This is a genomic window from Pseudomonas ogarae (assembly GCF_014268695.2).
Taxonomy (GTDB): Bacteria; Pseudomonadota; Gammaproteobacteria; order Pseudomonadales; family Pseudomonadaceae; genus Aquipseudomonas; species Aquipseudomonas kilonensis.
Genome location: NZ_CP077086.1, coordinates 4,387,535 through 4,411,662, shown reverse-complemented (window position 1 = coordinate 4,411,662; position 24,128 = coordinate 4,387,535). Strand labels below are relative to the sequence as shown.

Annotated in this window: 18 protein-coding genes and 1 pseudogene; 13 read left to right on the top strand and 6 right to left on the bottom strand. The window is 61.0% G+C overall.

Going from position 1 to position 24,128, the window contains the following annotated elements; translation table 11 throughout:
• Window positions 1–112: 112 nt before the first annotated feature.
• Window positions 113–1,342: an aromatic ring-hydroxylating oxygenase subunit alpha gene (locus tag HU749_RS19205; RefSeq protein ID WP_079302408.1), complete on the bottom strand. Its 1,230-nt coding sequence runs from the start codon at window positions 1,340–1,342 to the stop codon at window positions 113–115.
• Window positions 1,343–1,570: 228 nt separating this feature from the next.
• On the opposite strand from HU749_RS19205, the gene HU749_RS19200 reads away from it, so the two are divergent.
• The 5 genes from HU749_RS19200 to HU749_RS19180 all read left to right on the top strand — a co-directional run bounded on the left by HU749_RS19200 (window position 1,571) and on the right by HU749_RS19180 (window position 7,572).
• Window positions 1,571–2,560 carry a LysR family transcriptional regulator gene (locus tag HU749_RS19200; RefSeq protein ID WP_079302279.1) on the top strand — a complete coding sequence of 330 codons (990 nt, stop codon included), beginning with the start codon at window positions 1,571–1,573 and terminating at the stop codon, window positions 2,558–2,560.
• Between the two features lie 341 nt (window positions 2,561–2,901).
• Window positions 2,902–4,398 carry an aldehyde dehydrogenase gene (locus tag HU749_RS19195; RefSeq protein WP_079302278.1) on the top strand — a complete coding sequence of 499 codons (1,497 nt, stop codon included), beginning with the start codon at window positions 2,902–2,904 and terminating at the stop codon, window positions 4,396–4,398.
• A gap of 4 nt (window positions 4,399–4,402) precedes the next feature.
• Complete coding sequence (locus HU749_RS19190; RefSeq protein WP_079302277.1) at window positions 4,403–5,296, top strand: dihydrodipicolinate synthase family protein; 894 nt, start codon at window positions 4,403–4,405, stop codon at window positions 5,294–5,296.
• Window positions 5,297–5,316: 20 nt separating this feature from the next.
• Window positions 5,317–6,642 (top strand): NAD(P)/FAD-dependent oxidoreductase, encoded by a 1,326-nt coding sequence (locus HU749_RS19185; RefSeq protein ID WP_079302276.1) that lies wholly within the window; start codon window positions 5,317–5,319, stop codon window positions 6,640–6,642.
• Between the two features lie 42 nt (window positions 6,643–6,684).
• Complete coding sequence (locus HU749_RS19180) at window positions 6,685–7,572, top strand: DMT family transporter (protein WP_079302275.1); 888 nt, start codon at window positions 6,685–6,687, stop codon at window positions 7,570–7,572.
• Window positions 7,573–7,697: 125 nt separating this feature from the next.
• Here the strand turns inward: HU749_RS19180 and HU749_RS29690 are convergent, their stop codons facing one another.
• The gene (locus HU749_RS29690) at window positions 7,698–8,465 is read right to left on the bottom strand and encodes a methyl-accepting chemotaxis protein (RefSeq protein WP_371914652.1); all 768 of its coding nucleotides are present in this window, start codon (window positions 8,463–8,465) and stop codon (window positions 7,698–7,700) included.
• 93 nt (window positions 8,466–8,558) lie between these two features.
• A pseudogene (locus HU749_RS29685) lies at window positions 8,559–9,641 on the bottom strand (HAMP domain-containing protein); the annotation flags it as partial.
• 293 nt (window positions 9,642–9,934) lie between these two features.
• On the opposite strand from HU749_RS29685, the gene HU749_RS19170 reads away from it, so the two are divergent.
• Window positions 9,935–10,978, top strand: a complete 1,044-nt coding sequence (locus HU749_RS19170) for a GlxA family transcriptional regulator (protein WP_079302273.1) — start codon at window positions 9,935–9,937, stop codon at window positions 10,976–10,978.
• Window positions 10,979–11,454: 476 nt separating this feature from the next.
• On the opposite strand, the gene HU749_RS19165 is transcribed toward HU749_RS19170, so the two are convergent.
• A complete protein-coding gene (locus HU749_RS19165; RefSeq protein ID WP_079302272.1) occupies window positions 11,455–11,856 on the bottom strand; it encodes a hypothetical protein in 402 nt (133 codons plus the stop codon).
• Window positions 11,857–12,320: 464 nt separating this feature from the next.
• On the bottom strand, window positions 12,321–13,043 hold the full coding sequence (locus tag HU749_RS19160) for a pirin family protein (protein ID WP_186649773.1): 723 nt from the start codon (window positions 13,041–13,043) through the stop codon (window positions 12,321–12,323).
• Between the two features lie 320 nt (window positions 13,044–13,363).
• On the opposite strand from HU749_RS19160, the gene HU749_RS19155 reads away from it, so the two are divergent.
• Together HU749_RS19155 and HU749_RS19150 are read left to right on the top strand one after the other, a co-directional pair.
• Entirely contained in the window at window positions 13,364–14,314 is a 951-nt protein-coding gene (locus tag HU749_RS19155; RefSeq protein WP_186649775.1) for a GlxA family transcriptional regulator, read from the top strand.
• 182 nt (window positions 14,315–14,496) lie between these two features.
• On the top strand, window positions 14,497–15,987 hold the full coding sequence (locus HU749_RS19150; protein WP_095962326.1) for an ATP-binding protein: 1,491 nt from the start codon (window positions 14,497–14,499) through the stop codon (window positions 15,985–15,987).
• On the opposite strand, the gene HU749_RS19145 is transcribed toward HU749_RS19150, so the two are convergent.
• Complete coding sequence (locus HU749_RS19145) at window positions 15,949–18,738, bottom strand: ATP-binding protein (protein ID WP_186649777.1); 2,790 nt, start codon at window positions 18,736–18,738, stop codon at window positions 15,949–15,951. The genes HU749_RS19150 and HU749_RS19145 overlap by 39 nt on opposite strands.
• A 357-nt stretch (window positions 18,739–19,095) precedes the next feature.
• On the opposite strand from HU749_RS19145, the gene HU749_RS19140 reads away from it, so the two are divergent.
• The 5 genes from HU749_RS19140 to HU749_RS19120 all read left to right on the top strand — a co-directional run bounded on the left by HU749_RS19140 (window position 19,096) and on the right by HU749_RS19120 (window position 23,993).
• Entirely contained in the window at window positions 19,096–19,917 is an 822-nt protein-coding gene (locus tag HU749_RS19140; protein ID WP_003203408.1) for an alpha/beta fold hydrolase, read from the top strand.
• A gap of 130 nt (window positions 19,918–20,047) precedes the next feature.
• A complete protein-coding gene (locus tag HU749_RS19135; protein ID WP_014337660.1) occupies window positions 20,048–20,995 on the top strand; it encodes a LysR substrate-binding domain-containing protein in 948 nt (315 codons plus the stop codon).
• Entirely contained in the window at window positions 20,992–21,405 is a 414-nt protein-coding gene (locus HU749_RS19130; protein WP_003203404.1) for a DoxX family protein, read from the top strand. Before HU749_RS19135 ends, HU749_RS19130 begins: the two co-directional genes overlap by 4 nt.
• Complete coding sequence (locus HU749_RS19125) at window positions 21,398–22,036, top strand: antibiotic biosynthesis monooxygenase (RefSeq protein WP_186649779.1); 639 nt, start codon at window positions 21,398–21,400, stop codon at window positions 22,034–22,036. Before HU749_RS19130 ends, HU749_RS19125 begins: the two co-directional genes overlap by 8 nt.
• 118 nt (window positions 22,037–22,154) lie before the next feature.
• Window positions 22,155–23,993 carry an amidohydrolase gene (locus HU749_RS19120; RefSeq protein WP_046064946.1) on the top strand — a complete coding sequence of 613 codons (1,839 nt, stop codon included), beginning with the start codon at window positions 22,155–22,157 and terminating at the stop codon, window positions 23,991–23,993.
• The last annotated feature ends 135 nt before the right edge of the window (window positions 23,994–24,128 follow it).

Here is a 24,128-nt window from a genome sequence, read left to right as displayed (position 1 = left end):
GTTATGGCATTAGCCACCTTTATGAGGCGTCCAATGCCATGTTCTTATTTATGTATGGAAACTTTTAAATCAAATGGACGGTTTATGTCCGGTCCGTCTCGGTTTGCGCTGCTTATAGAACGCTTGAAGCCGCTTCCGTCAGGCGCCGGGTCATGGCCTCGCAGTACCAGTCGACGAACTGGTTTACGCCATTCTCTACCAGCGGTGAGTACGGGCCCGGTTGATAAGCGGGTGACATGACGCCGATCTGGGCTCCTTCTACCAGGCGTCGGTCCTGGTCATTGGTCGCCATCCAGACCTTGGTCAGGCGCTCGATATCGTAGTCCACCCCTTCCTGTGCATCCTTGTGCACCAACCAGCGGGTGGTCACGACGGTCTCGCCCGGACCTCGAGGTAGCACTCGGAAGCTCAGTGCGTGGTCGCCAAGAAAGTGATTCCAGGTCGATGGATAGTTGAAGTACAGCAGCGCTCCGATATTGTCGACGCCACTGCGATCCAGGCGTCCGGTGACGGCAGGCTTGCCGTCCATCGTGTAGCTGCTGGCACCATCACTGAGGGGAATCCGGGTCATTCGATATTGGCCCGCAGGGTCCATGTTGATCCGGCTGGCCAAACCTGCTGCCTCGCAGGTGCCCCAATGGGCGGCAAGCTCGGGATCTTCGTCACCGCCGATGCCCTGGACAGATACGTTTTCTACAAACGACTTCAGCAGTTCAGGGTGGGTCCCGTCACAGTGATAGCACTCGCGATTATTCTCGAAGACGAGTTTCCAGTTACCTTTCTCGACCAGGTGAGCTTCGAAGGCAACTTTGCAGTCTTCCAGATGGTGAGGGCCAATGAACGGCGAAACAGCGCTGCGGAATTTCTCGAAATCCGGTGCCACTTTGGCGACGCAGACATAAATGTAGCTGTGCACCACTTCACAATGCGCCGGTATAAGCCCATGGTCGGCCGCGTTGAAGTCCGGGCCCATGTTGCCGGCGTAGAGAAGCTTGCCATCGAGTTCGAACGTCCACTTGTGGTAGGGGCAGACCAGTTTCGCCACCTTGCCTTTTTCCTCGGTGCAGACTTTCGAGCCACGATGGCGACAAGCGTTGTGGAACGCGCGGACGTCACCGTCTTTTCCTCGTACTATGACTACCGGGTAATCACCGATCTGCAAGGTCAGGTACTGGCCTGGCTTCTCCAATTCAAACGTGTGCCCCGCAAAAATCCACTCCCGATGCCAAATCTGCTCCAGATCCTGGCGATACAAATCGGCATCAGAATAAGCGGCGCCAGGAAGACCATGCTGCGGTTTACGCTGCTTGATCAGGTCTAATACATCGGTGTACTTAGGCATCTCTTTCATGCACTCCTTATTATCGGGGCTTGGTGCAGCGTTTCTGGTCGCCCAGATAAATCGCTGACTTGGCAACGCTGCGAACTTGTTTCAACGCTGTGTCCAATTGAGCTAGCCTTACGGCATGGATGCGCCGGATTGCGGTCGCTACTGCTTGCAAACAGTCTAGGACGAGGCCATAGGCCTGAAGAATCGACATTTTTTATGGGGTAATGATGATCTACTGTCATGGTTAAGCAGACCGAACCCGATCAGGCGCTGATCAAGATGCCCTCGCTGCGCGCGGTCAAGGCCTTCCTGGCCGCGGCCAGGTATCAGAATTTTACCCGGGCCGCTGAAGCGCTCTGCGTGACGCAGGCCGCCATCAGTCGCCATATCCGGGATTTGGAAGAGCATCTCGGGACCGAGCTTTTCGATCGGGCAGGGCGTGCCGTCAAGCTGACCAACGCCGGCTCCAACTTCTATGATGTGGTGCAGTTGTCATTCAGCAGCATCGCTCAGGCCGCTGAGCGTATGCGCAATAACGCTGTCTCCAAGCATGTGGTCACGCTGTGCTGTTCGCCGGCCTTTACCAACTTTTGGCTCGGGCCGCGACTGCCGGCTTTTTTCGAAGCCTACCCTGAGATTGATCTCAACCTGGTGGTGACCCAGAACTTCCTGTCCATGGATACGGGGGTGCATCCGGATATCATCATCTGCAAGATGATGAAGAGTCACGACGGCTATCACAGCGAGCCTCTGATGTGCGACGTCATCTACCCCGTGTGCACACCGCTCTATCTGGAGCAGCATCCGGAGCTGCAATCCATCCATGGTCTTCGCGACAGCGCGTTACTGAACCTCAGCCCCTTCGGGCGCTCGCAAGTGGCCGAGCATTTGGACTGGTATGGATGGCTCGCTCACTACGATATCGACCTCAAGGCGCGATCCAGCACGGCATCTCACTTTTTCAACGCCAACGACTACAGCCTCTTGATCCAGCTCGTGCTGGGCAGTCAGGGGGTCGCGTTGGGCTGGCATCATCTGGTAGCGCCGCTGATTGAGAAGGGGCTGCTGGTGCGCCCGGTCGAGGAAAAGCTGGTGCACAAGGAAACCCTTCACTATTTGAATTTCAATGAAGACAAAGCGCGCGATCCAAGCTGCTGCAAGCTGCGCGACTGGCTCTTGGCACAGTTTGATACGGAGGGGGTAGAAGCGCCGGACGTAGCCCTTGCATAACCGCAGATCATCAGTTGCTCCACATAAAAGTCGCTGTGTGCTGTTCCCGCCTGTCTTTATTCTTTCACCTTGAGAGCCAAGAACTAACGCGTGTCTCAAGGTGAAGGAATGACCACTCTTTCCTGAACGAACAAATACGAGTGCTGGTTGATATCGGCGCGGTTCGTGTCGTATTCGCCTGTCCGGAAATTCAGTTTCCGCTGGCGTTGGTTATTCGGCGTCGAATATCAGCAGCATTCGAATGAGTAACGAGTTGCCCATCAGTGCCGATCCGGTAACCGTTTTAGTGGTCACGTTGTCGGTATCTATCGTTCAAAAAAAAGAATGCGGGGAAGACCATAATGACTCAGTTGAAAACAACAGAAGAATACCAGTCGATTGCTCGGCAACTGACCTTGCCAAGTAAGGCTGTGATCGATGGTGAAATACGCTCGGCACTTTCCGGCGCAACGTTTAGTACAGTCAATCCCGCCAATGGCGAGCACCTCGCCGATGTGGCCGCTTGTTCGTCAGCCGATGTGGACGTGGCCGTCACCGCCGCGCGGGCCGCGTTCAATGATGGTCGTTGGTCAAAGCTTCATCCCAGTGCGCGTAAGCAGGCGATCCTGCGCCTGGCTGCGTTGATCGAAGAAAACGCGCTGGAGCTCGCGGTGATGGAAAGCCTGGACAGCGGCAAGACCATTTTCGACTGCCAGACCGTCGATGTGCCGGAAACCATTAACTGCCTGCGCTGGCACGCCGAAGCCATCGACAAGATCTATGACCAGGTATCACCAGCTTGCGACGGTCATCTCGCGTTGGTGGTGCGTGAGGCGATCGGCGTGGTTGGCCTGGTCTTGCCTTGGAACTTCCCGCTGTTGATGCTGGCCTGGAAAATCGGCCCGTCGCTGGCCGCCGGTTGCTCCTTGGTGGTCAAGCCGGCGGAAGAAACGTCGTTGACGACCCTGCGCGTTGCTCAGTTGGCCTTGGAAGCCGGCATCCCCGCCGGGGTATTCAACGTCGTGACCGGCGGCGGGGCTGAGGTCGGTGAGCCCATTGGCCGTCACCCTGATATCGACGTCATCTCTTTCACGGGCTCGACAGATACCGGGCGTCGCTTCCTGAAATACTCCGCCGAGACCAATCTCAAGGAAGTGGTGCTGGAGATGGGTGGAAAGAACCCTTGCATCGTCCTGGACGATGTCAGTGATCTGGACAGTGTTGCCTCGCATATCGTGAATGGTGCGTTCTGGAACATGGGGGAGAACTGCTCCGCCATCTCCCGATTGATCGTGCATGAGGACATCAAGCATGCCCTGGTCGAGCGCATCAAGCACTTCGCCAACGACTGGCATGTGGGTGATCCACTCGATCCGGCCAACCGCGTTGGCCCGTTGGTGTCCACCGAGCATTTCAGCAAAGTCAGCTCCTACCTGGGCCAGGGTGAGCCGGTGCTCTTCGGCGGGCAGACCAGCCACGGACGGTATGTACACCCGACCATCATCGAGGCCTCAAGCAATGACGCGAGACCTGCGCGCGAAGAAATCTTCGGCCCAATCCTCACGGTAATCACCGTCAGCAGCCTCCAAGAAGCGGTGGCAGTGGCCAACGACACGGACTACGGACTCGCCGCCTCGGTGTTCACGGACAACGGCAAGCGAGCCATGCGTGTCGCCCGCGCCCTCAAGGCCGGGACAGTGACCGTCAACTCGTTTGGAGAAGGTGACATCACCACACCCTTTGGCGGTTACAAGCAATCAGGTTTTGGTGGCCGCGACAACTCGCTGCATGCCCACGATCAGTACACCCAGTTGAAAACCATTTGGCTGGATCTCTCCAGCGATGAAGAAGGGGCTTGATTCAATGTCCGCATTCGCTTTTTCCGGCATCAACCTGGCCGTTACTACGCCTTTCGATGCCCAAGGCAAGATCGACTATCCGCGTTTCGAGACATTGCTTGAGCGCTACCTGGCTGCCGGCGTGCAGGGTTTTGTCCTGAGTTCCGGGACCGGCATGCATGTGTACCTGAGCAAGGAAGAATCCAGGCAATTGGTTGCCTTCGGCGCCAAAGTCATCAATGGGCGTGCTCGCATCATCGTGCAGACCTCTGCGTTATTGGTCGACGAGGTGGTGGAGCGGACCCGCCATGCTGCCGAATGTGGAGCCGATGGCGTCATGGTGCTCCCACCGTTTTTCGAAGGCCCAACCGACGACCAGGGCATCGTTGACTTCTACTCCACGGTGTCCGAAGCCGGGCTGCCGATCATTGGCTACAACGTGCCTCAGGCCGTGGGCGTAGAAGTGACCCCGTCGCTGTTTCGCCAGTTGAGCGAGATTCCGAACTTCGTGTCGATCAAGGACAGCAGTGGCGACCTTGCCGCTCAAGCCTCGCTGGTTCGCACTGGGCTGCCTACGATGAATGGCGCCGACCCGCTGGTGCCCTACGCGCTCTTTGCCGGTGCGGCGGGCCTGATCTGGGGCGGGGCGAACATGGCGCCGCGATCGTGCGTTGCCGTGGTGGACGCCGCGATGAAACAGGACTGGACACGTGCCCGGGAGATCTGGCGGTCGATCGAGCCGGTGATGTCGCTGATCTGGCAGGGTGACTATGTGCAGTCGGTCTATGCCGGCGCTGAGATCAGCGGTTATGGGGCGGGGAATCCGCGTCGGCCACTGGCGCGTTTGTCCGCCGATAAAATCGACGTGCTCAAGGCAGTCCTTGAGCCGCTGATTGCTCTCGAGTCAGATCTCGCCTGACGACATTGGGAGCGACAGTCATGTACGTGGCCAACAAGTTTCCAAAAAACAGCAGTGTTTCCGCTTGGGTCGCCATGCTTGCAGCGCGTGTGCCAACCGCACCGCTGGAGGGGGCGATGACCGCCGATGTGGCGATCATCGGCGCGGGCTTTGCCGGCCTCTCTGCCGCACGACGGTTATCCCAGCTCGATCCGACACTGCGGGTTGCAATACTGGAAGCCGGTGTTGTCGCAGAGGGGGCCACCGGGCGCAATTCAGGCTTCATCATTGATTTGCCCCATGAAGTCAGCTCGGAAGATTTCGGTGGCTCGTCAACCGACCGGGCTCGACGGGACATCACGCTCTACCGCACGGCGATCGGCTTGGCCACGGACATGGCGCAGGAGTACGGCTGGGGGCGCGACATCATTGACCCATGCGGTCGCTACAGTGTGGCTATCAGCCAGAAAGGCGATGCTCACATCAAGGCTTATGCCCGACAACTGCAAGGGCTCAATGAGTCCCATGAAATCCTGGATGCCAAAGGCATTCATGAGGTGACTGGCAGCCAACTCTATACCTCCGGGCTCTACATGCCCGGTACGGTGATGGTGCAGCCAGCGGCCTACATACGAGCGGTTGCAGACAGTCTGCGCAATCCGGTAACGCTGTATGAGAACTCTGCGGTCCGGTCTTTCGACAAGCAGCCAGGAGGCTGGTCAGTTAAAACATCCAAGGGCACCGTAACGGCCAAACGCATCATTTTGGCCAACAACGGTCATGCACAGAGCTTTGGCCTGTTTCCTGGGCAACTGCTGCATGTCTTCACCTATGCGTCGATGTCGGAGCCTTTTGACCCTCGACGCTTGAGCGGGAAACGAGACTGGGCGGCCACGCCGGCGCTGCCCATGGGCACGACCGTACGCCGGGTAAGTGGCGCTGATGGTGATCGCATCCTGATCCGTTCGCGTTATTCCTATCACGCCGGGCTGGAAATCAATGAGGGGCACGTGCGAAGTGCGGGACGCGTACACGATGGCAAGTTTGCTGATCGCTTCCCCAACCTTACCGGCGTGAAGATGCAGTATCGATGGGGTGGTCCGATGGCGCTGACCTGGAACAGCGTACCGATTTTTGGAGAGATCGAACCCGGGCTGTTTGCTGCTTGTGCTTGCAATGGCTTGGGCGCATCGAAATCCACGGCTGCCGGGATTGCAGCCGCTGAGGCAGTAGTGGGGCTGAAATCGCCTCTGGTTGAAGTGTTCTCGAATTATGACTCGCCCAAAAATCTTCCCCCGCAACCATTCCTGAGCATCGGCGCCAAAGCTGACTTACGATTACGCGAATGGCGTGCCGGGCGTGAATGATGTTGTCACGAAGCAGCAACTCCCATCGAAATGGAATGAGTCATGAGCGATCAATTGGACACCGCGGTACGTGCTTACAATGTTCCCAGGCCCCAGTTCGGCATTCTCTTGTGCCTTCTCTCAATGCTGGTGTTCGCAAGTCAGGATGGGATCACCAAGGTGCTGGTCAAAGACCTCCCAATCGCGCAGTTGGTGATGGTGCGCTATTGGGTATTCCTGGCTTTTGCTGTCGGCTATAGCGTCTATCAGGGAAGCCTGCGCACGGCCTGTCGAAGCCGCCACCCTTACCAGCAGGTCATCCGTTCCCTGATTGGGGTGGGCGAAATTGTCTTGTTTGGATTGGGGTTGCGCTATCTGGGGTTGGCTGAAATGCATGCCCTGTATGCGGTGTTCCCGTTGATGACCCTGGCGTTGGCTGGGGTATTTCTGGGGGAGTTCATCGGTGTTCGTCGATGGGTTGCCGCGGCCATAGGCTTCACGGGGACGCTGGTTATCCTTCGGCCTGGCACCGGTGTTTTCGAGCTTGTAGCACTGATCCCGCTTTTGTCTGCCTTGGGGTTCGCTGTCTTCAGCGTGCTGACTCGTCGGATCAGCCAACATGATTCGTTCGCCACGAACATGCTTTACATGGGGTTCTTCGGCGCGATCACCATCACTTTGTTGGGCCTTCCCGGATGGGTGGCGCCGAGCCCTATGCAATGGGGCCTGATTGCGGTGCTTTCCACGACAGGCGTGGTAGCCCAGCTGTTATTTCTCCAGGCGCTGAAGTATGCAACTGCGGCCACACTCCAGCCGTTCAACTACACGCTGCTGGTGTTTGCCACGCTGATTGGCCTGTTGGTATTCGGCGAGCTGCCAGACACCTGGACGGTGGTGGGTGCGTGCCTGGTGATTGCCGGTGGGATGTATGCGATCAAAGCGAAAGGGTAGTGTTCCCTGTGGGAGCGAGCTTGCTCGCGAAGAGGCCGGCACATCCAGCATATTCATTGGCTGTGACAACGCATTCGCGAGCAAGCTCGCTCCCACATTTGATCTTCAGTGGACGTAAGCCCGGTTTAGAACTTGAAGCGCCCCACCAAGCCCTTGAGCTGACCGGAAATATCCGTCAGACGCCCCGAGCCGGTCTGTGCCGAGTGGGCGAATTCCTCGACCAACTGGGCATCGGCATGGATCTGCGCGATGTGCCGGTTGATGTCTTCGGCCACCTGGTGCTGTTCCTCTGCCGCCGTGGCGATCTGCGTATTCTGGTCGCGAATCGAGTCCACCGAGTTGCGGATCTTGTCGAAGCTGTCGCGGGCCTGTTGGATGCGTTCCACGCTGGTTTGCGACACCTGCAGGCTGCTTTGCATCTGCTGGGTGACTTCCTGGGTGCGCCGAGCAAGGTTACCCAGCAGGCTGTCGATCTCGCCGGTGGAATCAGCTGTACGCCGTGCCAGCGCCCGGACTTCGTCAGCCACTACGGCAAACCCGCGACCTTGATCGCCAGCCCGCGCGGCTTCGATGGCGGCGTTGAGGGCCAACAGGTTGGTCTGCTCGGCGATCGAGCGAATGGTGTCGAGGATGGTGTTGATGTTCTTGCTGTCCTGTTCCAGCGCCTGCATGGTCTGGGTCGACTTTTGCAGGTCGTCGCTCAGTTTCATCACGCTGCCGGTGGCTTCGCCGATGTGATGCTGCCCATCGTGTACATCGCGATAGCCTTCGTCCGCACTGGAGGCGGCCTGGCTGCAAGAGCGGGCCACTTCGTTGGCGGTGGCGACCATTTCGTTGAACGCGGTGCTCACCAGTTCCACGGCCTGGCGCTGGCGCCCGGCAGCGTCGTTCATGTTCTGGGCCACGTGGCTGGTATCGGCTGCGGCAGTTTGCAGGTCGGAAGAGGCGCTGCCGATGCGCTGCATCAGTTGCGCGATCATGCCCAGGAACTGGTTGAACCAGCCCGCCAGGGTGGCCGTTTCGTCCTTGCCTTGCACCGAGAGCTTGCGGGTGAGGTCGCCTTCACCTTCGGCGATTTCCTGCAGGCCATTGGCAACACCGCGAATCGGCCGCACGATGACGCTGGCGAAACTGGCGCCCACCAAAGCGAACACCACAGCCAGTACGGCAGCAATGGCGGCGATTAGCCAAGTCAGGCTCGAAGCCTCGGCCATCACTTCATCGCGTTTGATCAGGCCGATGAAGCGCCAGCCCAACCCTTTGGAGCTGACCACGTTGGCCATGTAGGGCACACCGTCGATTTCGATCTGGGTCACGCCATCGCTGCTTTTGGCCAGCTCGGCATAGTTGGGCCCAAGGTCGGCCAGCGGCTTGAAGTTGTGCTTGGCATCGGCAGCGTCCACCAGGACGTTGCCGTTGGCTTCGACCAGCATCAGGTAGCCGCTTTCACCCAGCTTGATGTTCTTGACCAGTTCGGTGAGCTGCTTGAGCGACACGTCCAGGCCGACCACGCCGATGGGTTTGCCACTGGCGTCGGCGACGGTGTGTACGGTGCCAATCAGCGATACGTCGTCCGGCGCCCAATAATAGGCGTCCGTGCGTACGTTGGTGCCCGGTGCGGCCATCGCGGCCTTGTACCATGGACGTACGCGCGGGTCGTAGTTGGCCATTTTGGGATCGTCCGGCCAACTGGCGTAGCCGCCGTCCTCCATGCCCACGGAAAGGTAGGCGGTGGTGGGGTGGCTCTTGGCGAATCTCTCGAAGATATCCAGAAGCTGCTGGTTGATCTCGGGGAAGGGCAGTTGTGCGGCGTCGGCACCGGCGTAGCTTTTCAGCCCTTTGGCCGCGATGACCCGGGGGTCCTTGGCGAAGAATTCGACGTTCTGGCTGATGCCATCGAAAAACTGCTTCATGCCGTTGTCGATCTGGCGGATTTCACGGCCGCTGCTGTCCAGGAAGTTGGTTTTTGCGGCGTCGCGCAGGTTCAGCACGACAAGCACCGCCACCAGGATAACCGGGAGGCAGGCGATGGCCGCGAACGCCCATGTCAGCTTCTGTTTGATATTCATGACTTCTCCCGCGGAATATTTTAAGTGTTGGAGCGGCGGAAACAGCAGTGGTTGGCGTTGCGAGTCTCTGGAAGGGAAAAGCGCCCATGCCTACTGACAGTGTATCGACCAAAGTCGTAGGCACTTGAGGCTTTCCATTATGGCGCGGACCGACCGGTAGACGGCGCAGGCGCGATTGCAGCCGGCTTGACTAGTCTGGAAGATAGCGTGGTTTGCTCTGCGCCTTCGCCCTGCGGCTCAAGGCACCCACGTGCAGCCAATCATCATCGTCTTTGATGTATTAACGAGGCCCTATGCCAAGCGCATTCGAGAGCGTACTCAAAAACAAGAACATGGCTTATCGACCGCTCGGATCAGCGCCCGCCAGCCAGGCGCCGATCCGCGTCGCGTTTGTACTGATGGATAATTTTTCGATGATGTCCTTCACCGGTGCGGTGGACGCGCTGGTGACCGCCAACCTGATGAGCGACATGCCCCTCTATGAAGTGCTGACGGTGGGGGTTTCAGGTGGGCAAGTCACGAGCGACCTGGGCATTGTCATCTCGACCGACATCGAACTGGCGCAGATGCCGGAAAACCAGGACGTGCTGATTGTCGCCGGGGGCTTTCGCGTGAAGTTGCAAGGCCACCCCTTGCTGCGGCGCAAGCTACGCGCCAACGCGGCGTGCGGGGCGATCCTGGGCGGGTTGTGGAACGGTGCCTTCTTTGTGGCCGATGCCAACCTGCTGGATGGTTTCGAATGCGCTGTCCACCCGGAAAGCCGCGCCATGATGGCGGAGGTGTTTCCCCATGTGAAAGTGTCCAGCCGGGCCTATGTGGTTGATCGGGAACGGGTCAGTTGCGCGGGTGCCAACAGTTCGCTGCGCATGATGCTCCAGTTGATTCGCCAGACGGGCGGGGCAGCGCTGGTAGGCGCTATCGAGGAAATTCTTCGCTGTGATGAGTCCGGCGATGATGCGACGGACTTGCCGCCGGTCTTCGTCGAGACGGACCCGACGCTTCCGGAAAGTCTCAAGCTGGCGTTGGAGCTGATGTGGCAAAACGTAGAAGAACCCTTGACCATCGATGAGCTGGCGGCGTGCGTGAAGATTTCCAAGCGGCAGTTGGAGCGGCGGTTCTGCAGTTTTCTCGGTGCGACCCCCACCCGCTATTACCTGGAGCTGCGCTTGACGCGTGCCCGCCAGCTCATCCAGCAAACCAATCGATCCGTGACCGAAATCGCCGTGGCGACAGGCTTCGTCAGCTCCCCGCACTTCCAGCGGCGTTTCCGGGATTTTTTCGGCGTTCCACCGGGCAGTTATCGTTCCAAGCTTGAGCGAAAACAAGCGCTGCGGTGAGGCCTGAAGGTTACGCGTTTTTCCGTGCGGCGAGCGGCTCGATCTCTCGATCAGGTCGCTCGGACCTTTTGGATCATGTACAGAACGATACAACCTGTGGCACACATCCAAATGATCGACCCGGTCGCAGCCATGATCAATAGGAGGTCTGAATCTTGCTCGATCATGTCTGGAACGGCATACGCGAACCAAAGCAGTGAGACAACAGCGTAGGCCAACAGCGACATCAGCAACTCGAATATCTTTTTTGCGTGCATAAATCTTCCCCACCCGCCAAAAGTAGGCAGGCGCTTCAGGTTATCGGGTCAGGTTGCCTTTTTTCCGTCTGCGCAGAAATAAAGGGTCTTGCAGTATTTGCTGGCGAGTGGTTGCAAGGCCTCGCCATCAAATACGAAGACATCCATGTCAGAACGTTTTGCTCTGTAGTGCTTTCGCACGGGGGCGAAAGACGACGCCGCAGGCTAGCGATGTCGGGATCAGCTCTTGTCGTCTGGTTGTACTTCGGCAGGCAGTTCATCGGACTGCGAGGCGGTCAAGGTGGAGCCGTTGCAGAGCACTTTCCCTACTTCATCGGCCATCGTGCCCTCGACGATTCGTTCCTGCATTTCGTCAAACTGAACGTTTTCCAGGGTCTCAACGTTGTTGTACATGCCCATGTGACGGACATTGCGGTTGGCGCAGTCGAGCTCCAATTTTGTATAGCTAGTGAAATAGGCCCCCGCTCTTCGTACAGTGGCATGAATGGCAGGGCCATTTTCAGCAAACGAGACGATGGAATATTCGGCATCTGAATCGTCGTAGTTATATTTGATTTTCTGAACGTCCGCTGTGGCACTGCACGCGACGAAAAGTACGGCGATCGATATAACCGTTTTCATGCTTTCTTCCATGAAATAAGCTGAAGCTAAGGGGTGGAGTGGCAAAGTGAAATCATTTTGCTCGGCTTGTAACATTGAGTCAACAATCCAACGGTACGGCTTGGGAGCTGCTCGTCAGAAAGCCTGAATGCCAGCGGAACTTTATAGAGGATCAGGGTTCATGCGCAACAGGCGCGAGGCGGGTAAACGTTTTCCTCGACACCGCTGGGCTGCGCCTCACAGAGTGAAGCTTGAATTCGCCGGATTGCCGGGGTTTTTTAGATTTTTTTCACCTGAACACCCACCGCTGGTATTGAACAGCGCCGAATAGGCAAATACTTCTGCGCGGGAAAACGAATGAGAACTTGTGGGAGCGGGCTTGCTCGCGAAAGGGCCGGCATATCCAACATCGTCGTCGACTGATACACCGCTTTCGCGAGCAAGCCCCGCTCCCACAGTTTCATTGGAGGTCACAGGCACTGCTGTCAGGGCATCTGCGGCAGCTCCTGCGGCCGTAGATCGAACACCAGCACCTCGGCATCCTGGCCGTTACTCAAGGTCAGGACCTGCTCCTGGCGCACTCGCACGCCATCACCTTCCTGTAACGGCACGCCGTTGAGCTCGACAGCGCCTCGGGCCACGTGCACGTAGGCATAGCGATCCGGGGCCAGGGTCAGGGTGGCGCTTTGCTCGCCATCGAACAGCCCAGCGTAGACCCGGGCGTCCTGGCGCACCTGGAGCGAGCCGTCGGCACCGTCGGGGGAGATGATCAATTGCAGGCGACCGCGTTTCTGCTCGCTGCTGAAATGCTCCTGTTGGTAGCGTGGCGTGGCGCCGCTGACGTTGGGCACGATCCAGATCTGCAGGAAGTGCACCGACTCGTCCGCGCTATGGTTGAACTCGCTGTGGGCCACGCCGCTGCCGGCGCTCATCAACTGCACGTCACCGGGGCGAATGACCGAGCCTGTGCCCAGGGTGTCCTTGTGTTCCAGCGCCCCTTCGAGCACATAGGAAAAGATCTCCATGTCCCGGTGGGGATGCTGGCCGAAACCCTTGGCGGCGGCGACCCGGTCATCGTTGATGACCAGCAGGTCGGAGAAGCCCTGTTCGTTGAGGTCCCGGTAGCTGGCGAACGAGAAGGTGTGGAACGAGGTCAGCCAGCCGTGGCGGGCAATGCCGCGGTCCGAAGCTTTGCGAAGGGTCAGCATGATCAATTCTCCTGATGTCTGTGGGCGACGGCTGGGCCGCTCGCCGGGTTCAGAAGAAGGTTAATGGTTATCCATATGTTCAATAAGCAGGTGAAAAGCGAAATACTGTCCGCTTTAGGTAGACAATAGAGAACCCTACCGGCAGATGCTTCGCTTCGACATAATGCTGAGGCTTTGAGGCTATAAACCTGTGGGAGCGAGCCTGCTCGCGATAGCGTCGGTCCAGCTTGCACTTGTGTTGACTGATTGTCCGCTATCGCGAGCAGGCTCGCTCCCACATGGGACATCTACAAGTTCTGGATTTTTTGGCGTCTTTCCCGATGAAAACCGTTGCAATGGTGCTGTTCCCGGATTTTTTGCTGCTCGACATGGCCGGGCCTCTGGAGGTGTTTTCCATCGCCAATCGTTACCTCGCAGCGGATCAGCGTTATCAATTGCTGACCCTGGGAACCGAGCGCGGGGCGTTGCGGGCGTCCAACGGCGTGATGGTGCAGGCCGATATCCATATCGACCAGGCCTGGGCGGCCTATGACGTGTTGCTGGTGCCGGGCGGGCCGGGGGCCTATGACGACCAGCATCCGGGGTTGCACACCTGGCTGCGGGCGGCGGCGCAACGGGCCACGCGCTACGGGTCCATCTGCACCGGGGTGTTTGTGCTCGGTGAGGCGGGCTTGCTCGACGGTTATCGCGTCACCACCCACTGGCATTACACCGAACGCCTGATCCAACGTTTCCCCAAGGCCCTGGTGGAAACCGACAAGATCTTCCTGCAGGACCGGCGCCTGATCACCTCCGGCGGTGTCACCGCCGGGATCGACCTGGCGCTGTCCATCGTCGCTCAGGACCACGGCCGCAAAGTCGCGTTAGACGTGGCCAAGGTGTTGTTGGTGGTGATGAAACGCCAGGGCGGACAGGCGCAGTTCAGCCCCTCGGTGGCGGCGGTGTCGACGCAGGAATCGGCCATTACCCGGGTGCAGAATCATGTGATGGAACATCTGGAAGAACCCTTCACCATCGAGCGCATGGCCGCGTTGGCCGCCATGAGTTCGCGGCATTTCGCCCGGGTCTTCGCCCGTGAAGTGAAAATGACGCCCATGGAGTTCCTGCAAGGCGCGCGCATCGACCGGGCGCGTCAGTTGCTGGAAACCACCGACCTGCCGCTCAAGACCGTGGCGTTTCGCAGTGGCTTCGGCAGTGTGCGGCACATGCGATTTTTGTTCAGTGAAAAGCTCGGCCTGACCCCGGTGCAGTATCGCCAGCAGTTCAGTTGAGCCATCGGTGTCCGTCCAGGGCACCGTGATGTCCGTGGCGCTCCCTGTGCCAGCATTGTCCTGAGGCCTGTGCCTGCCAAGATACGGCGAACCCTTTGGAAAGGATGCGCAGGAGCCAGGGCAGACGTGTTCGGTGATCCGCACGCTGACGCCCGCACCGGTTATCCGGCGCTGGATCGCCCATGAACAGTTTCGTCAAACCCGATAGCGAGCCGGCGGTGGGCTTCGGTCCGTTTGCCTTCTACCGGCAGCAGCGGCTGGTCACCCGTGACGGCCAGCCCCTCGCGCTGGGCGGCCGTGCCCTGGATGTCCTGCAGGTGCTGGTGGAGCACGCCGGCCACTACGTCAGCAAGCAAACACTCATCGCCCACGTCTGGCCGGACAGCGTCGTGGAGGCCATCAACCTGCGGGTGCACATCGCGGCGCTGCGGCGGGCCTTTGGTGACGGGCGCGATGGCGCTCGCTATATCCTCAATCATCCTCGGCAAGGCTATTGCCTTGCGGTGCCCCTGGCGGTGCAAGAGAGTATTGAGCCGCCTTTTTGCCCCCAAGCCGAGCGGCATAACCTGCCTGCACGCTTGAGCCCGGTGGTGGGTCGCGACCAAGTCCTGGGGCGGCTACTGGCGCAAGTGCCCCGTCAGTCGCTGACCACAGTGACCGGCCCCGGCGGGGTCGGCAAGACCACCGTGGTGGTGCGGGTGGCGGAGCTGCTGCTCGAGCACTTTGAGGATGGTGCCTGGTTCGTTGACCTGGCGGCCGTCAGCGACCCTTCACAAGTGGTGGCGCAAGTGGCCGGTGTGCTGGGCGTGGAGCAGGGTGCTTTGGGTCGCGTCCTCGAACCCTGTCGGATGTTGCTGGTGCTCGACGGCTGCGAGCACATGCTCGATGCCTGTCGGGAACTGGTCCGGACACTGGCTGCGGTGGCGCCCGGGGTGTCGCTGCTGCTCAGCAGTCGCGAACCCTTGGACTTGCAGGACGAAAGGATTGTGTCACTGCCGGGCCTGGCCGTGGCGTCACCCCTGGAACCCGAGCACCAGATCGAGGCATGCCCGGCGGTGCAGTTGCTGATCGAGCGGGTTGGCGCCCGGCAGCAGGGCTTCAGGCCGGGTGGTCGCGACTGGTCGACCCTTGCACAGATCTGCCAGCGCCTGGACGGATTGCCGCTGGCGTTGGAACTGGCGGCGGCCCAGGTTGATGCCTTGGGAGTGGCTGGAGTCCTGGAACAACTGGATCACGGTTTATCACTCTTGAGCCACGGGCGGCGTACGGCGGTGGCCCGGCATCGCAGCCTGGAGGCGGTGCTGGACTCGAGTTTCGAGCGGTTGAGCGCTGACGAACAAACCGCATTCCAGCGTCTGGCGGTGTTCGAGGGGCCGTTTACGCTCAAGGCGGCGCTGGCCGTGATCAGTTGCGCTGAACTGAGTGTCGGACAATTGCCCCCGCTGCTGTCGCGGCTGGCGAGCGTGTCGCTGCTGATGGTCGAGCCGCGTGCCGAAGGGGTTCGCTTCTACCTGCTCCACACCACTCGCACCTATGCTATGGACAAACTGCGGTGCAGTGGTCAGTGGCCTGTGTTTCATCGGCGTTACGTGCTGCAAGGTGCTTGGGGAGTCCGGCGTTCACGGTCCCAACCGTCAAGTCAACGCCTGGAGCAGCGCGCCGGCTTCCAATAGGTCAGGGGTCTCGAAACCTTCGGTGAAGCGTCGATAGACGGGGCCGAGCAGTGCCTGCGCGGCATGCGCTTGCCCTTGGCGCTGCCACAAACGGGCCAGGGACGTGGCGCTGCGCAGTTCCCAGGCCAGGGCCTGGTGACGACGGGCGATGCCCAGGGCGGCCAGCAGTTGCGCTTCGGCGGCTTCTTCAAGAGACGGTTCGTTCCGGGCCAGCAAGGTCTCGGCATTGGCCCGCAGGATCTCCGCTGAACACCAGCCCGCGGCGCCACTGCGGGCCCGTTCGATTTGCGCCGGGCTGACGACGTCGCTGCGCAGGGTGACGGCGATGTCCTGGATCAAGCCGTTTGTCGGGCGCGTTGCCAGGGGCTGGCCGTCGAATGCGTAGTCGTAATGGCAAGCCCAGTCATGGAACAGCATCACCGAATGTTTCTTGGCTTGCTGCTTCAGCAGGTCGAGCCTTTCTCGGGCGGTCGGATGATCGCCGTTGTAGTGGGCGATCACGCAACCGGCCAGCGCCAAGGTGTAGCAGATCGAAATGCCGTGGTTGATCTGCACGGCGATCTGCAGCGCCAGGTTGGCGGTGCGCCGCGCTTTCTCGGCAAAGCCTTGCAGCCAGAGGATGCGCGCCAGAACCGTCAGCGCGGCCACGCTCTGATCGTATTGCACGCCGAAGCCGTGGCTGAAGCGGCTGAGGTGACCGCTCTGGGCCAGGCGCTGGATCACCTGTTCGGCTTCGCGCCGCGCCGCCCCCTGATCGCCGGTGAAGTGCAACGCCAGCACCCGCAGGCGTTGGGTGCTCAAGGACAGGGTCGGGTCGCCCTGCAAGCCCAATCGGTCGAAATCCCGGCTGTGTGCAAGGGCCTGTTGGTAGTCACCGCAACTGAGGTCGACGGTCATTTGCCCGGACACGGCCCGCAGCTCGCCGGCCAGGTCCTGGCATTGCCGGGCCAGTTGCCGGGCCGTGGCGAAGGCGCGAACAGTGGCCGGTGTGCCGCCCTCGGTGTGGTAGTTGAAACTGGCGTGGGCCAGTTCCAGAGCCAGGGTCAAGCGAGGGCATGGCGCGGGGTTGGCCCGCAACAATTGCAGCGCTTTGTTGACGTAGAGGCCGTGTTCCTTGAGCAGCGACAGCTCCTGCCAGAGGGGCAGGGTACGGGCGGTCAGGCGAATCGCTACGGCGTGTGAACCCAGTGGGCCCAAGCCTCGGTCGAGCGCCGCGCGGATGTCGTCGCGATAGTCGGCGTAGCGGGCGATCCACAGTCGGGTGGGGGTGTTTTCCCAATCGCTTTCCGCTTGCCCCATGAGCGCCAGGCAGCGCTCGGCGTGGCGTTCCTGACTGGCCGCCAGTTCCCCGGCCTCGGCCAGTTGCTCCAAGGCATAGCGGCGGGTGGTGTCCAGCAGGCGATAGCGTACCTCTTCATCGCCGATCTCTACATTGAGCAACGATTTTGCGACCAACTGGCTGACCGACACCAGCACCTGCTCGGGCGCGACATGCTGGCCGACGATCACTGCGGCGGCCGAGGCCAGGTTGAAACTGCCCATGAACACCGCCAGTCGCCGCAGGCAGGTCTGCTCGCAGGCCGTGAGCAACGCGAAGCTCCAGTCCAGCGTGGCGCGCAGGGTTTGCTGGCGCGGTGCGGCGTCGGTGTCGTTGTGAAGCAGGGCGACGTTGTCTTGCAGTTGCCGGTGAAGTTCCTCCAGGGTGAAGCGGCCGAGTTGTCCAGCGGCCAGTTCGATGGCCAGGGGAATGCCATCCAGCCGCTGGCAGATATCGATCACCAACGGCACCTCGCGGTCGGTCAGTTCGAAGTCGTCACGGCTGGCCATCGCCCGTTCGGCAAACAGTTGCAACGCCGGGTATTCCAGGGCGGGATAGCCCTCGATGGGCATCTCCCGAGGCGGGAACGCCAGGGCGTCCAGGCGCTGCACGTGTTCGCCTTCGGCGCGCAGGCCTTCGCGGCTGGTGGCCAGGATGTGCAGGTGAGGGGCGCCGCGTAGCAGGGTTTCGCTGAGCTGGGCGATGGCGTCGATCAGGTGCTCGCAGTTGTCGATCACCAGCAGCAGATGCCGCTCCCTGAGCTGCCGGGCGATGGCGTCCAGCGGATCGCCGTCCTGCAGTGGCACGTCGAGCAATGCGCAGAGGTTGGGGGCGATCATGGCCGCATCGTTGAGCGACGCCAGGTCCAGCAGATGGGTGCCGTCACGGTAGTGGTCGATCAGCCGTTCAGCGACCCGCAGGGCAACGGTGGTCTTGCCGATGCCGCCGGTGCCGACCAGGGTAATGAAGCGTTTTCGCGGTAGCTGGGTCACCAGGTTTTCCACCAGGGCCTGGCGTCCGATCAGGCGCGTGCGCTGCAGCGGCAGGTTGCGCGTCAAAGATGGATGAGGGATGTGTGCCCATTGGTCGAACGGCTCGAATGACAGCGGCGCGACAAAACTGTAGCCGCGCTGCGCCACGGTGACGATGTAGCGCTGCCCGGCCTGGCCATCCCCGAGGGCCTTGCGCAGTGCCGCGACGTGCACGCGCAGGTTGGTGTCTTCCACCACGCTCCTGGGCCAGACCCTAGCGATCAGTTGCTGCTTGCTCACCACCTCGCCGGCGTGCTCGAGCAACACCAGCAGAATCTCCACGGCCCGCCGTCCCAGGCGCAACGGTTGCCCACCCTCGAGCACCAGGCGCTGGCGAGGATGGACCCGGTAAGGGCCGAAATGCACCGTCTGTTCGACGGGCAGGCTGAGGAATTGGCTCATGTTGCTCTCAATGTTCTGGTCCTGGTGCCTGGGCTTTACCCGAGCATATTCCTCAGGTTTGGCTTCAAGCGCAACGGCGCAGGCTCTACTCCCGGCCTTCCAGACGCCGAACCTGTGGCGAGGGAGCTTGCTCCCGCTGGGCCGCGAAGCGGCCCCAAAGGCCCCACCCCCCAATCAATCTGACACTCCGAGGTGACAGTTCTGGGGCTACTGCGCAGCCCAGCGGGAGCAAGCTCCCTCGCCACAAAAGCAGGTTTTTAACACCACCGTTCCGCAAAAATTAACAACGTTTAACTCACGCTGATGCCTCCTCTGACCAGACCATAAAGCGATCCACCCACCTCAAGGAGTCATGTCATGAGCACCTTTATCACCCGCGATGGCACCGAGATCTACTACAAGGACTGGGGCAGTGGTCAACCGGTGGTCTTCAGCCACGGCTGGCCGTTGAACTCGGACAGTTGGGAGGCGCAGATGATGTTCCTGGCGTCCAATGGCTACCGGGTGATCGCCCATGACCGCCGTGGGCACGGGCGCTCCAGCCAGCCCTGGGACGGCAACGACATGGACACCTACGCCGATGACCTGGCCGAGCTGATCGAGCGGCTGGACTTGAAGGACGCGGTGTTGCTCGGCTTCTCCACCGGCGGTGGCGAAGTGGCACGCTACATCGGCCGCCATGGTGCTGCCCGTGTCGCCAAGCTCGGCCTGATTTCGGCGGTGACGCCGCTGATGCTCAAGACCCCGGCCAACCCCGGCGGTCTGCCTGTGGAAGTGTTCGACGGTTTCCGCCAGGCGTCCCTGGCCGACCGTTCTCAGCTATACAAAGATGTGGCCAGCGCGTTTTTCGGGGCCAACCGTCCGGGCGCCAAAGTCTCCCAAGGCATGATCGACTGGTTCTGGATGCAGGGCATGCTCGCCGGCCACAAGAACACCTACGACTGCATCAAGGCGTTCTCGGAGACCGATCTTTCCGAAGACCTGCGCAACATCGACGTGCCAACCCTGGTGGTCCATGGCGATGACGACCAGGTGGTCCCCATCGAAACGGCGGGCATCGCCGCCGCCAAGTTGCTCAAGAACTCGCAGCTGCTGATCTACCCCGGCGCGCCCCACGGCCTGACCGACACCCACAAGGACCGCCTGAACGCGGACTTGCTGGCGTTCATCCAGGGTTGACGCAAGCACGCTAAGACCTGTGGGAGCGAGCCTGCTCGCGAAGGCGGTGGCTCATTCGACATAAGTGCCTGCTGGCCCACCGCTTTCGCGAGCAGGCTCGCTCCCACTGTTAAAACAGGACCTCACTCCAATGAACCGCAACGATCTACGCCGTCTCGACATGAACCTGCTGGTGATCTTCGAGGCGCTGATGTTCGAAAAAAACCTGACCCGCGTCGCCGAAAAGCTGTTCATGGGCCAGCCGGCGGTGAGCGCGGCGCTGGGGCGACTGCGGGATCTGTTCGATGATCCGTTGCTGATCCGCCACGGTCGCGGCATGGAGCCGACGCCGCGGGCCCTGGCGATCCTGCAAGAGCTGCAACCGGCCATGGACACCATCTCTGGCGCGGTCAGCCGGGCCAAGGCGTTCGATCCGTCCACCAGTTGCGACGTGTTTCGCATCGGTCTGTCCGACGATGCCGAATTCGGCCTGTTTCCACCGTTGTTGAGCCAACTGCGCGAAGAAGCGCCGGGGATCATCGTGGTGGTGCGCCGGGCCAACTTCCTGCTGATGTCGTCGCTGCTGGCCAGCGGTGAAATCAGCGTCGGTGTCAGCTACACCACCGATCTGCCGGCCAATGCCAAGCGCAAAAAACTGCGGGACATTCCTTGCAAAGTCTTGCGTGGCGACAAGCGCCCGGGGCCCTTGACCCTGGATGAATACTGTTCGCGGCCCCACGCCATGGTCTCGTTCTCGGGTGACCTGAGCGGCAACATCGACCTGGACCTGGCCCGTATTGGCCGGACCCGCAAAGTGGTGCTGGCGGTGCCGCAGTTCAGCGGGCTGCGGGCCTTGCTGGCCGGTACCGAACTGATCGCCACTGTGCCCGACTATGCCGCCTGCGCGCTGGTGGAAGGCTGCGCGCTGCGCGCCGAGGACCCGCCGTTCGAGATCAATGCCGCCGAGCTGTCGATGGTCTGGAGCGGCGTGCATGACAACGACCCGGCCGAGCGCTGGCTGCGCTCGCGCATTGCCAGTCACATGTCCCAACCGCTGCCAGCGGCGGCCTCGCTCACCGCGGACGGAGCCCACCGATGAACATGACTGATGAGCGCCCGCTGCAGGATCTGGGCTTGTTGTTCCTGCGCCTGAGCGGCGGGTTGTTTTTGCTGTGGGTCCATGGGCTGCCAAAGCTGTTGCACTACAGCGTTGAGCTGACCCGCATCGAAGACCCGTTTCACTTGGGCGCAGCACCGACCCTGATCCTGGCGATTTTCGCCGAGGTGCTGTGTCCGCTGCTGATCATGGCCGGTGTGCTGGTGCGCCTGGCGTGCCTGCCAATCCTGTTTCTCCTGGCGGTGGCGCTGCTGGTGGTGCACCCGCAATGGAGCCTGGAAGAAGGCCAGTTCGGCTGGCTGCTGCTGATCGTATTTACCAGCGTGTTTATCGCCGGGCCCGGACGCCTGGCAATCAATACGCGTTTTGTTGGAGTGCTTCGTCATGTCTGAATCGCAAACCGTTGAATCCGCCGCGAGCCCGGCCAGGCCCGGCTTCGATGAAATCGTGACCCTGGTGGTCAAGCATCGGATCAAGGCTGGCCAGGAGGCTGCCTACGAGGCCTGGTTGCGTCGCACGGTGCGCGTGGCCGCCCAATGGCCAGGCCACCTTGGGGTGGATGTAGTGCGGGGCAAGCAGGGCGGACTGGCGTTGTTCACCTGCGTGCTGCGCTTCTGCTCCACCGAGGTCATGCAACGCTGGTTGGATTCGGCAGAGCGCCGCGAGCTGGTAGAGGAGGCCATGCCGTTACTGGCCGACGGTGACCAGACTGAAGTCGGGTCGCACAAGGAATTCTGGTTCACCCCGCTGGCCGATGCGGCCACACCGCCGCCGCGTTGGAAGCAGGCCGTGGTGACGCTGCTGGTGATCCTGCCGCACACCTTGCTGGTGCCGCTGATCTGGGGGCCGTTGCTGCAACTCAACAGTTTTCTTTCCAACTACGTGGTGGCCACGTTCCTGATCACCCTGACCATCGTGCTTTCGGTGGTGTACGTGTGCATGCCGCTGGCGACCCGTCTGTTCGCACCGTGGCTTGAGGCCTCGAACGCTCACGTGCACCTGGAGCCCGACCATGGCCAATAAGGACGACCCAACCGATCCGCTGCGCCGCCAATTGCTCGCCGCCGGGTCCTTGCTCAGTGCTGCGGCGGCTTTCTGGCCGCGGCTGTCCCTTGCCTCTACTCATCCAGAAGGAAATCCGATGAACGCCGATCTGATTCTGTTCAATGGCCAGTTCCATACCGTCGACCGTGAAAAGCCCCGCGCCAGTGCGGTCGCCATCAGCCAGGGGCGCTTCGTCGCGGTCGGCACCGACGCCGAAGCCATGGCCCTGCGCGGCAGCGGCACCCAGGTCATCGACCTCAAGGGCCGCACCGTCATTCCCGGGCTCAACGACTCGCACTTGCACCTGATCCGCGGCGGCCTGAACTACAACCTGGAACTGCGCTGGGAAGGCGTGCCGTCCCTGGCCGATGCCTTGCGCATGCTCAAGGACCAGGCCGACCGCACGCCAACACCGCAATGGGTGCGCGTGGTGGGTGGCTGGAACGAATTCCAGTTCGCCGAAAAACGCATGCCGACCCTGGAAGAGCTCAATCAGGCCGCTCCCGATACGCCAGTGTTCGTGTTGCACCTGTATGACCGTGCCTTGCTCAACCGTGCCGCGCTGCGGGTGGCCGGCTACACCCGTGATACGCCGAACCCGCCGGGTGGCGAGATCGTGCGTGACAGCAAGGGTGAGCCCACCGGCATGCTGGTGGCGCGACCCAACGCGATGATCCTTTACTCGACGCTGGCGAAAGGGCCGAAGTTGCCGCTGGAATACCAGGTCAACTCCACCCGCCAGTTCATGCGGGAACTCAATCGACTGGGCCTGACCAGTGCCATCGACGCCGGCGGTGGCTACCAGAACTACCCGGACGACTACGAGGTCATCGAACAGCTGGCCCGCGAGCAGCAGTTGACGGTGCGCATCGCCTACAACCTGTTCACTCAGAAGCCCAAGGAAGAACTCACCGACTTCAAGAACTGGACCGGCAGCGTCAAGCTGCACCAGGGCGACGACTTCCTGCGGCACAACGGCGCCGGGGAAATGCTGGTGTTCTCGGCGGCGGATTTCGAGGACTTCCTCGAGCCGCGTCCGGATCTGCCGCCGGGCATGGAGCAGGACCTGGAGCCGGTGGTCCGGCACCTGGTGGAGCAGCGCTGGCCGTTCCGCCTGCATGCCACCTACGACGAATCCATCAGCCGCATGCTCGATGTGTTCGAAAAGGTGAACCGCGACATTCCGTTCAACGGCCTGCCCTGGTTTTTCGACCATGCCGAGACCATCACGCCGAAGAACATCGAGCGCGTACGTGCGTTGGGCGGCGGGATTGCGATCCAGGATCGCATGGCCTTCCAGGGTGAATACTTCGTCGACCGCTACGGCGCCAAGGCCGCCGAAGCCACGCCGCCGATCAAGCGCATGCTGGCCGAAGGCGTGCCGGTGGGCGCTGGCACCGACGCCACCCGCGTCTCCAGCTACAACCCCTGGACCTCCTTGTACTGGATGGTCAGCGGGCGCACGGTCGGCGGCCTTTCGTTGCATGAAGAGGGCCTGCCGCGGCTGACCGCTTTGGAACTGTTCACCCACGGCAGTGCCTGGTTCTCGTCGGAGCAGGGCAAGAAAGGCCAGATCAAGGTTGGCCAACTGGCTGACCTGGCGGCCCTGAGCGCGGACTTCTTCAGCGTCGAGGAAGAAGCCATCAAGTGGATCGAGTCGGTGCTGACCGTGGTCGACGGCAAGGTGGTGTATGCCGCCGGCGACTTCGAAAAACTCGGGCCGGCCAGCGTCCCGGTGCTGCCCGACTGGTCGCCGGTGGTCAAGGTCCCGGGCCACTGGCGCCCGACGTCACCGTTGCAGGCCCAGGTCCACCAGTGCAGCGGTCCGTGCACGGTGCATTCCCACAGCCATGAACGGGCGCGATTGTCGAACGTCCCGGTCAGCGATTTCCAAGGCTTCTGGGGCGCGTTTGGCTGTTCCTGCTTTGCCTTTTGACTAACGCACCGATTCTCCCCTGTGGGAGCGAGCCTGCTCGCGAAGGCGTCGGCACATCCGACATCGCCGCAAGCTGACACACCGTCATCGCGAGCAGGCTCGCTCCCACATTGTTCTGCAATACATCCATCCCAA

Coding starts and splice junctions, on each gene's coding strand:
- HU749_RS19205 (WP_079302408.1), bottom strand. CDS start 1,342: ATGCCTAAGTACACCGATGTATTAGACCTGATCAAGCAGCGTAAACCG.
- HU749_RS19200 (WP_079302279.1), top strand. CDS start 1,571: ATGGTTAAGCAGACCGAACCCGATCAGGCGCTGATCAAGATGCCCTCG.
- HU749_RS19195 (WP_079302278.1), top strand. CDS start 2,902: ATGACTCAGTTGAAAACAACAGAAGAATACCAGTCGATTGCTCGGCAA.
- HU749_RS19190 (WP_079302277.1), top strand. CDS start 4,403: ATGTCCGCATTCGCTTTTTCCGGCATCAACCTGGCCGTTACTACGCCT.
- HU749_RS19185 (WP_079302276.1), top strand. CDS start 5,317: ATGTACGTGGCCAACAAGTTTCCAAAAAACAGCAGTGTTTCCGCTTGG.
- HU749_RS19180 (WP_079302275.1), top strand. CDS start 6,685: ATGAGCGATCAATTGGACACCGCGGTACGTGCTTACAATGTTCCCAGG.
- HU749_RS29690 (WP_371914652.1), bottom strand. CDS start 8,465: ATGAACGACGCTGCCGGGCGCCAGCGCCAGGCCGTGGAACTGGTGAGC.
- HU749_RS19170 (WP_079302273.1), top strand. CDS start 9,935: ATGCCAAGCGCATTCGAGAGCGTACTCAAAAACAAGAACATGGCTTAT.
- HU749_RS19165 (WP_079302272.1), bottom strand. CDS start 11,856: ATGAAAACGGTTATATCGATCGCCGTACTTTTCGTCGCGTGCAGTGCC.
- HU749_RS19160 (WP_186649773.1), bottom strand. CDS start 13,043: ATGCTGACCCTTCGCAAAGCTTCGGACCGCGGCATTGCCCGCCACGGC.
- HU749_RS19155 (WP_186649775.1), top strand. CDS start 13,364: ATGAAAACCGTTGCAATGGTGCTGTTCCCGGATTTTTTGCTGCTCGAC.
- HU749_RS19150 (WP_095962326.1), top strand. CDS start 14,497: ATGAACAGTTTCGTCAAACCCGATAGCGAGCCGGCGGTGGGCTTCGGT.
- HU749_RS19145 (WP_186649777.1), bottom strand. CDS start 18,738: ATGAGCCAATTCCTCAGCCTGCCCGTCGAACAGACGGTGCATTTCGGC.
- HU749_RS19140 (WP_003203408.1), top strand. CDS start 19,096: ATGAGCACCTTTATCACCCGCGATGGCACCGAGATCTACTACAAGGAC.
- HU749_RS19135 (WP_014337660.1), top strand. CDS start 20,048: ATGAACCGCAACGATCTACGCCGTCTCGACATGAACCTGCTGGTGATC.
- HU749_RS19130 (WP_003203404.1), top strand. CDS start 20,992: ATGAACATGACTGATGAGCGCCCGCTGCAGGATCTGGGCTTGTTGTTC.
- HU749_RS19125 (WP_186649779.1), top strand. CDS start 21,398: ATGTCTGAATCGCAAACCGTTGAATCCGCCGCGAGCCCGGCCAGGCCC.
- HU749_RS19120 (WP_046064946.1), top strand. CDS start 22,155: ATGAACGCCGATCTGATTCTGTTCAATGGCCAGTTCCATACCGTCGAC.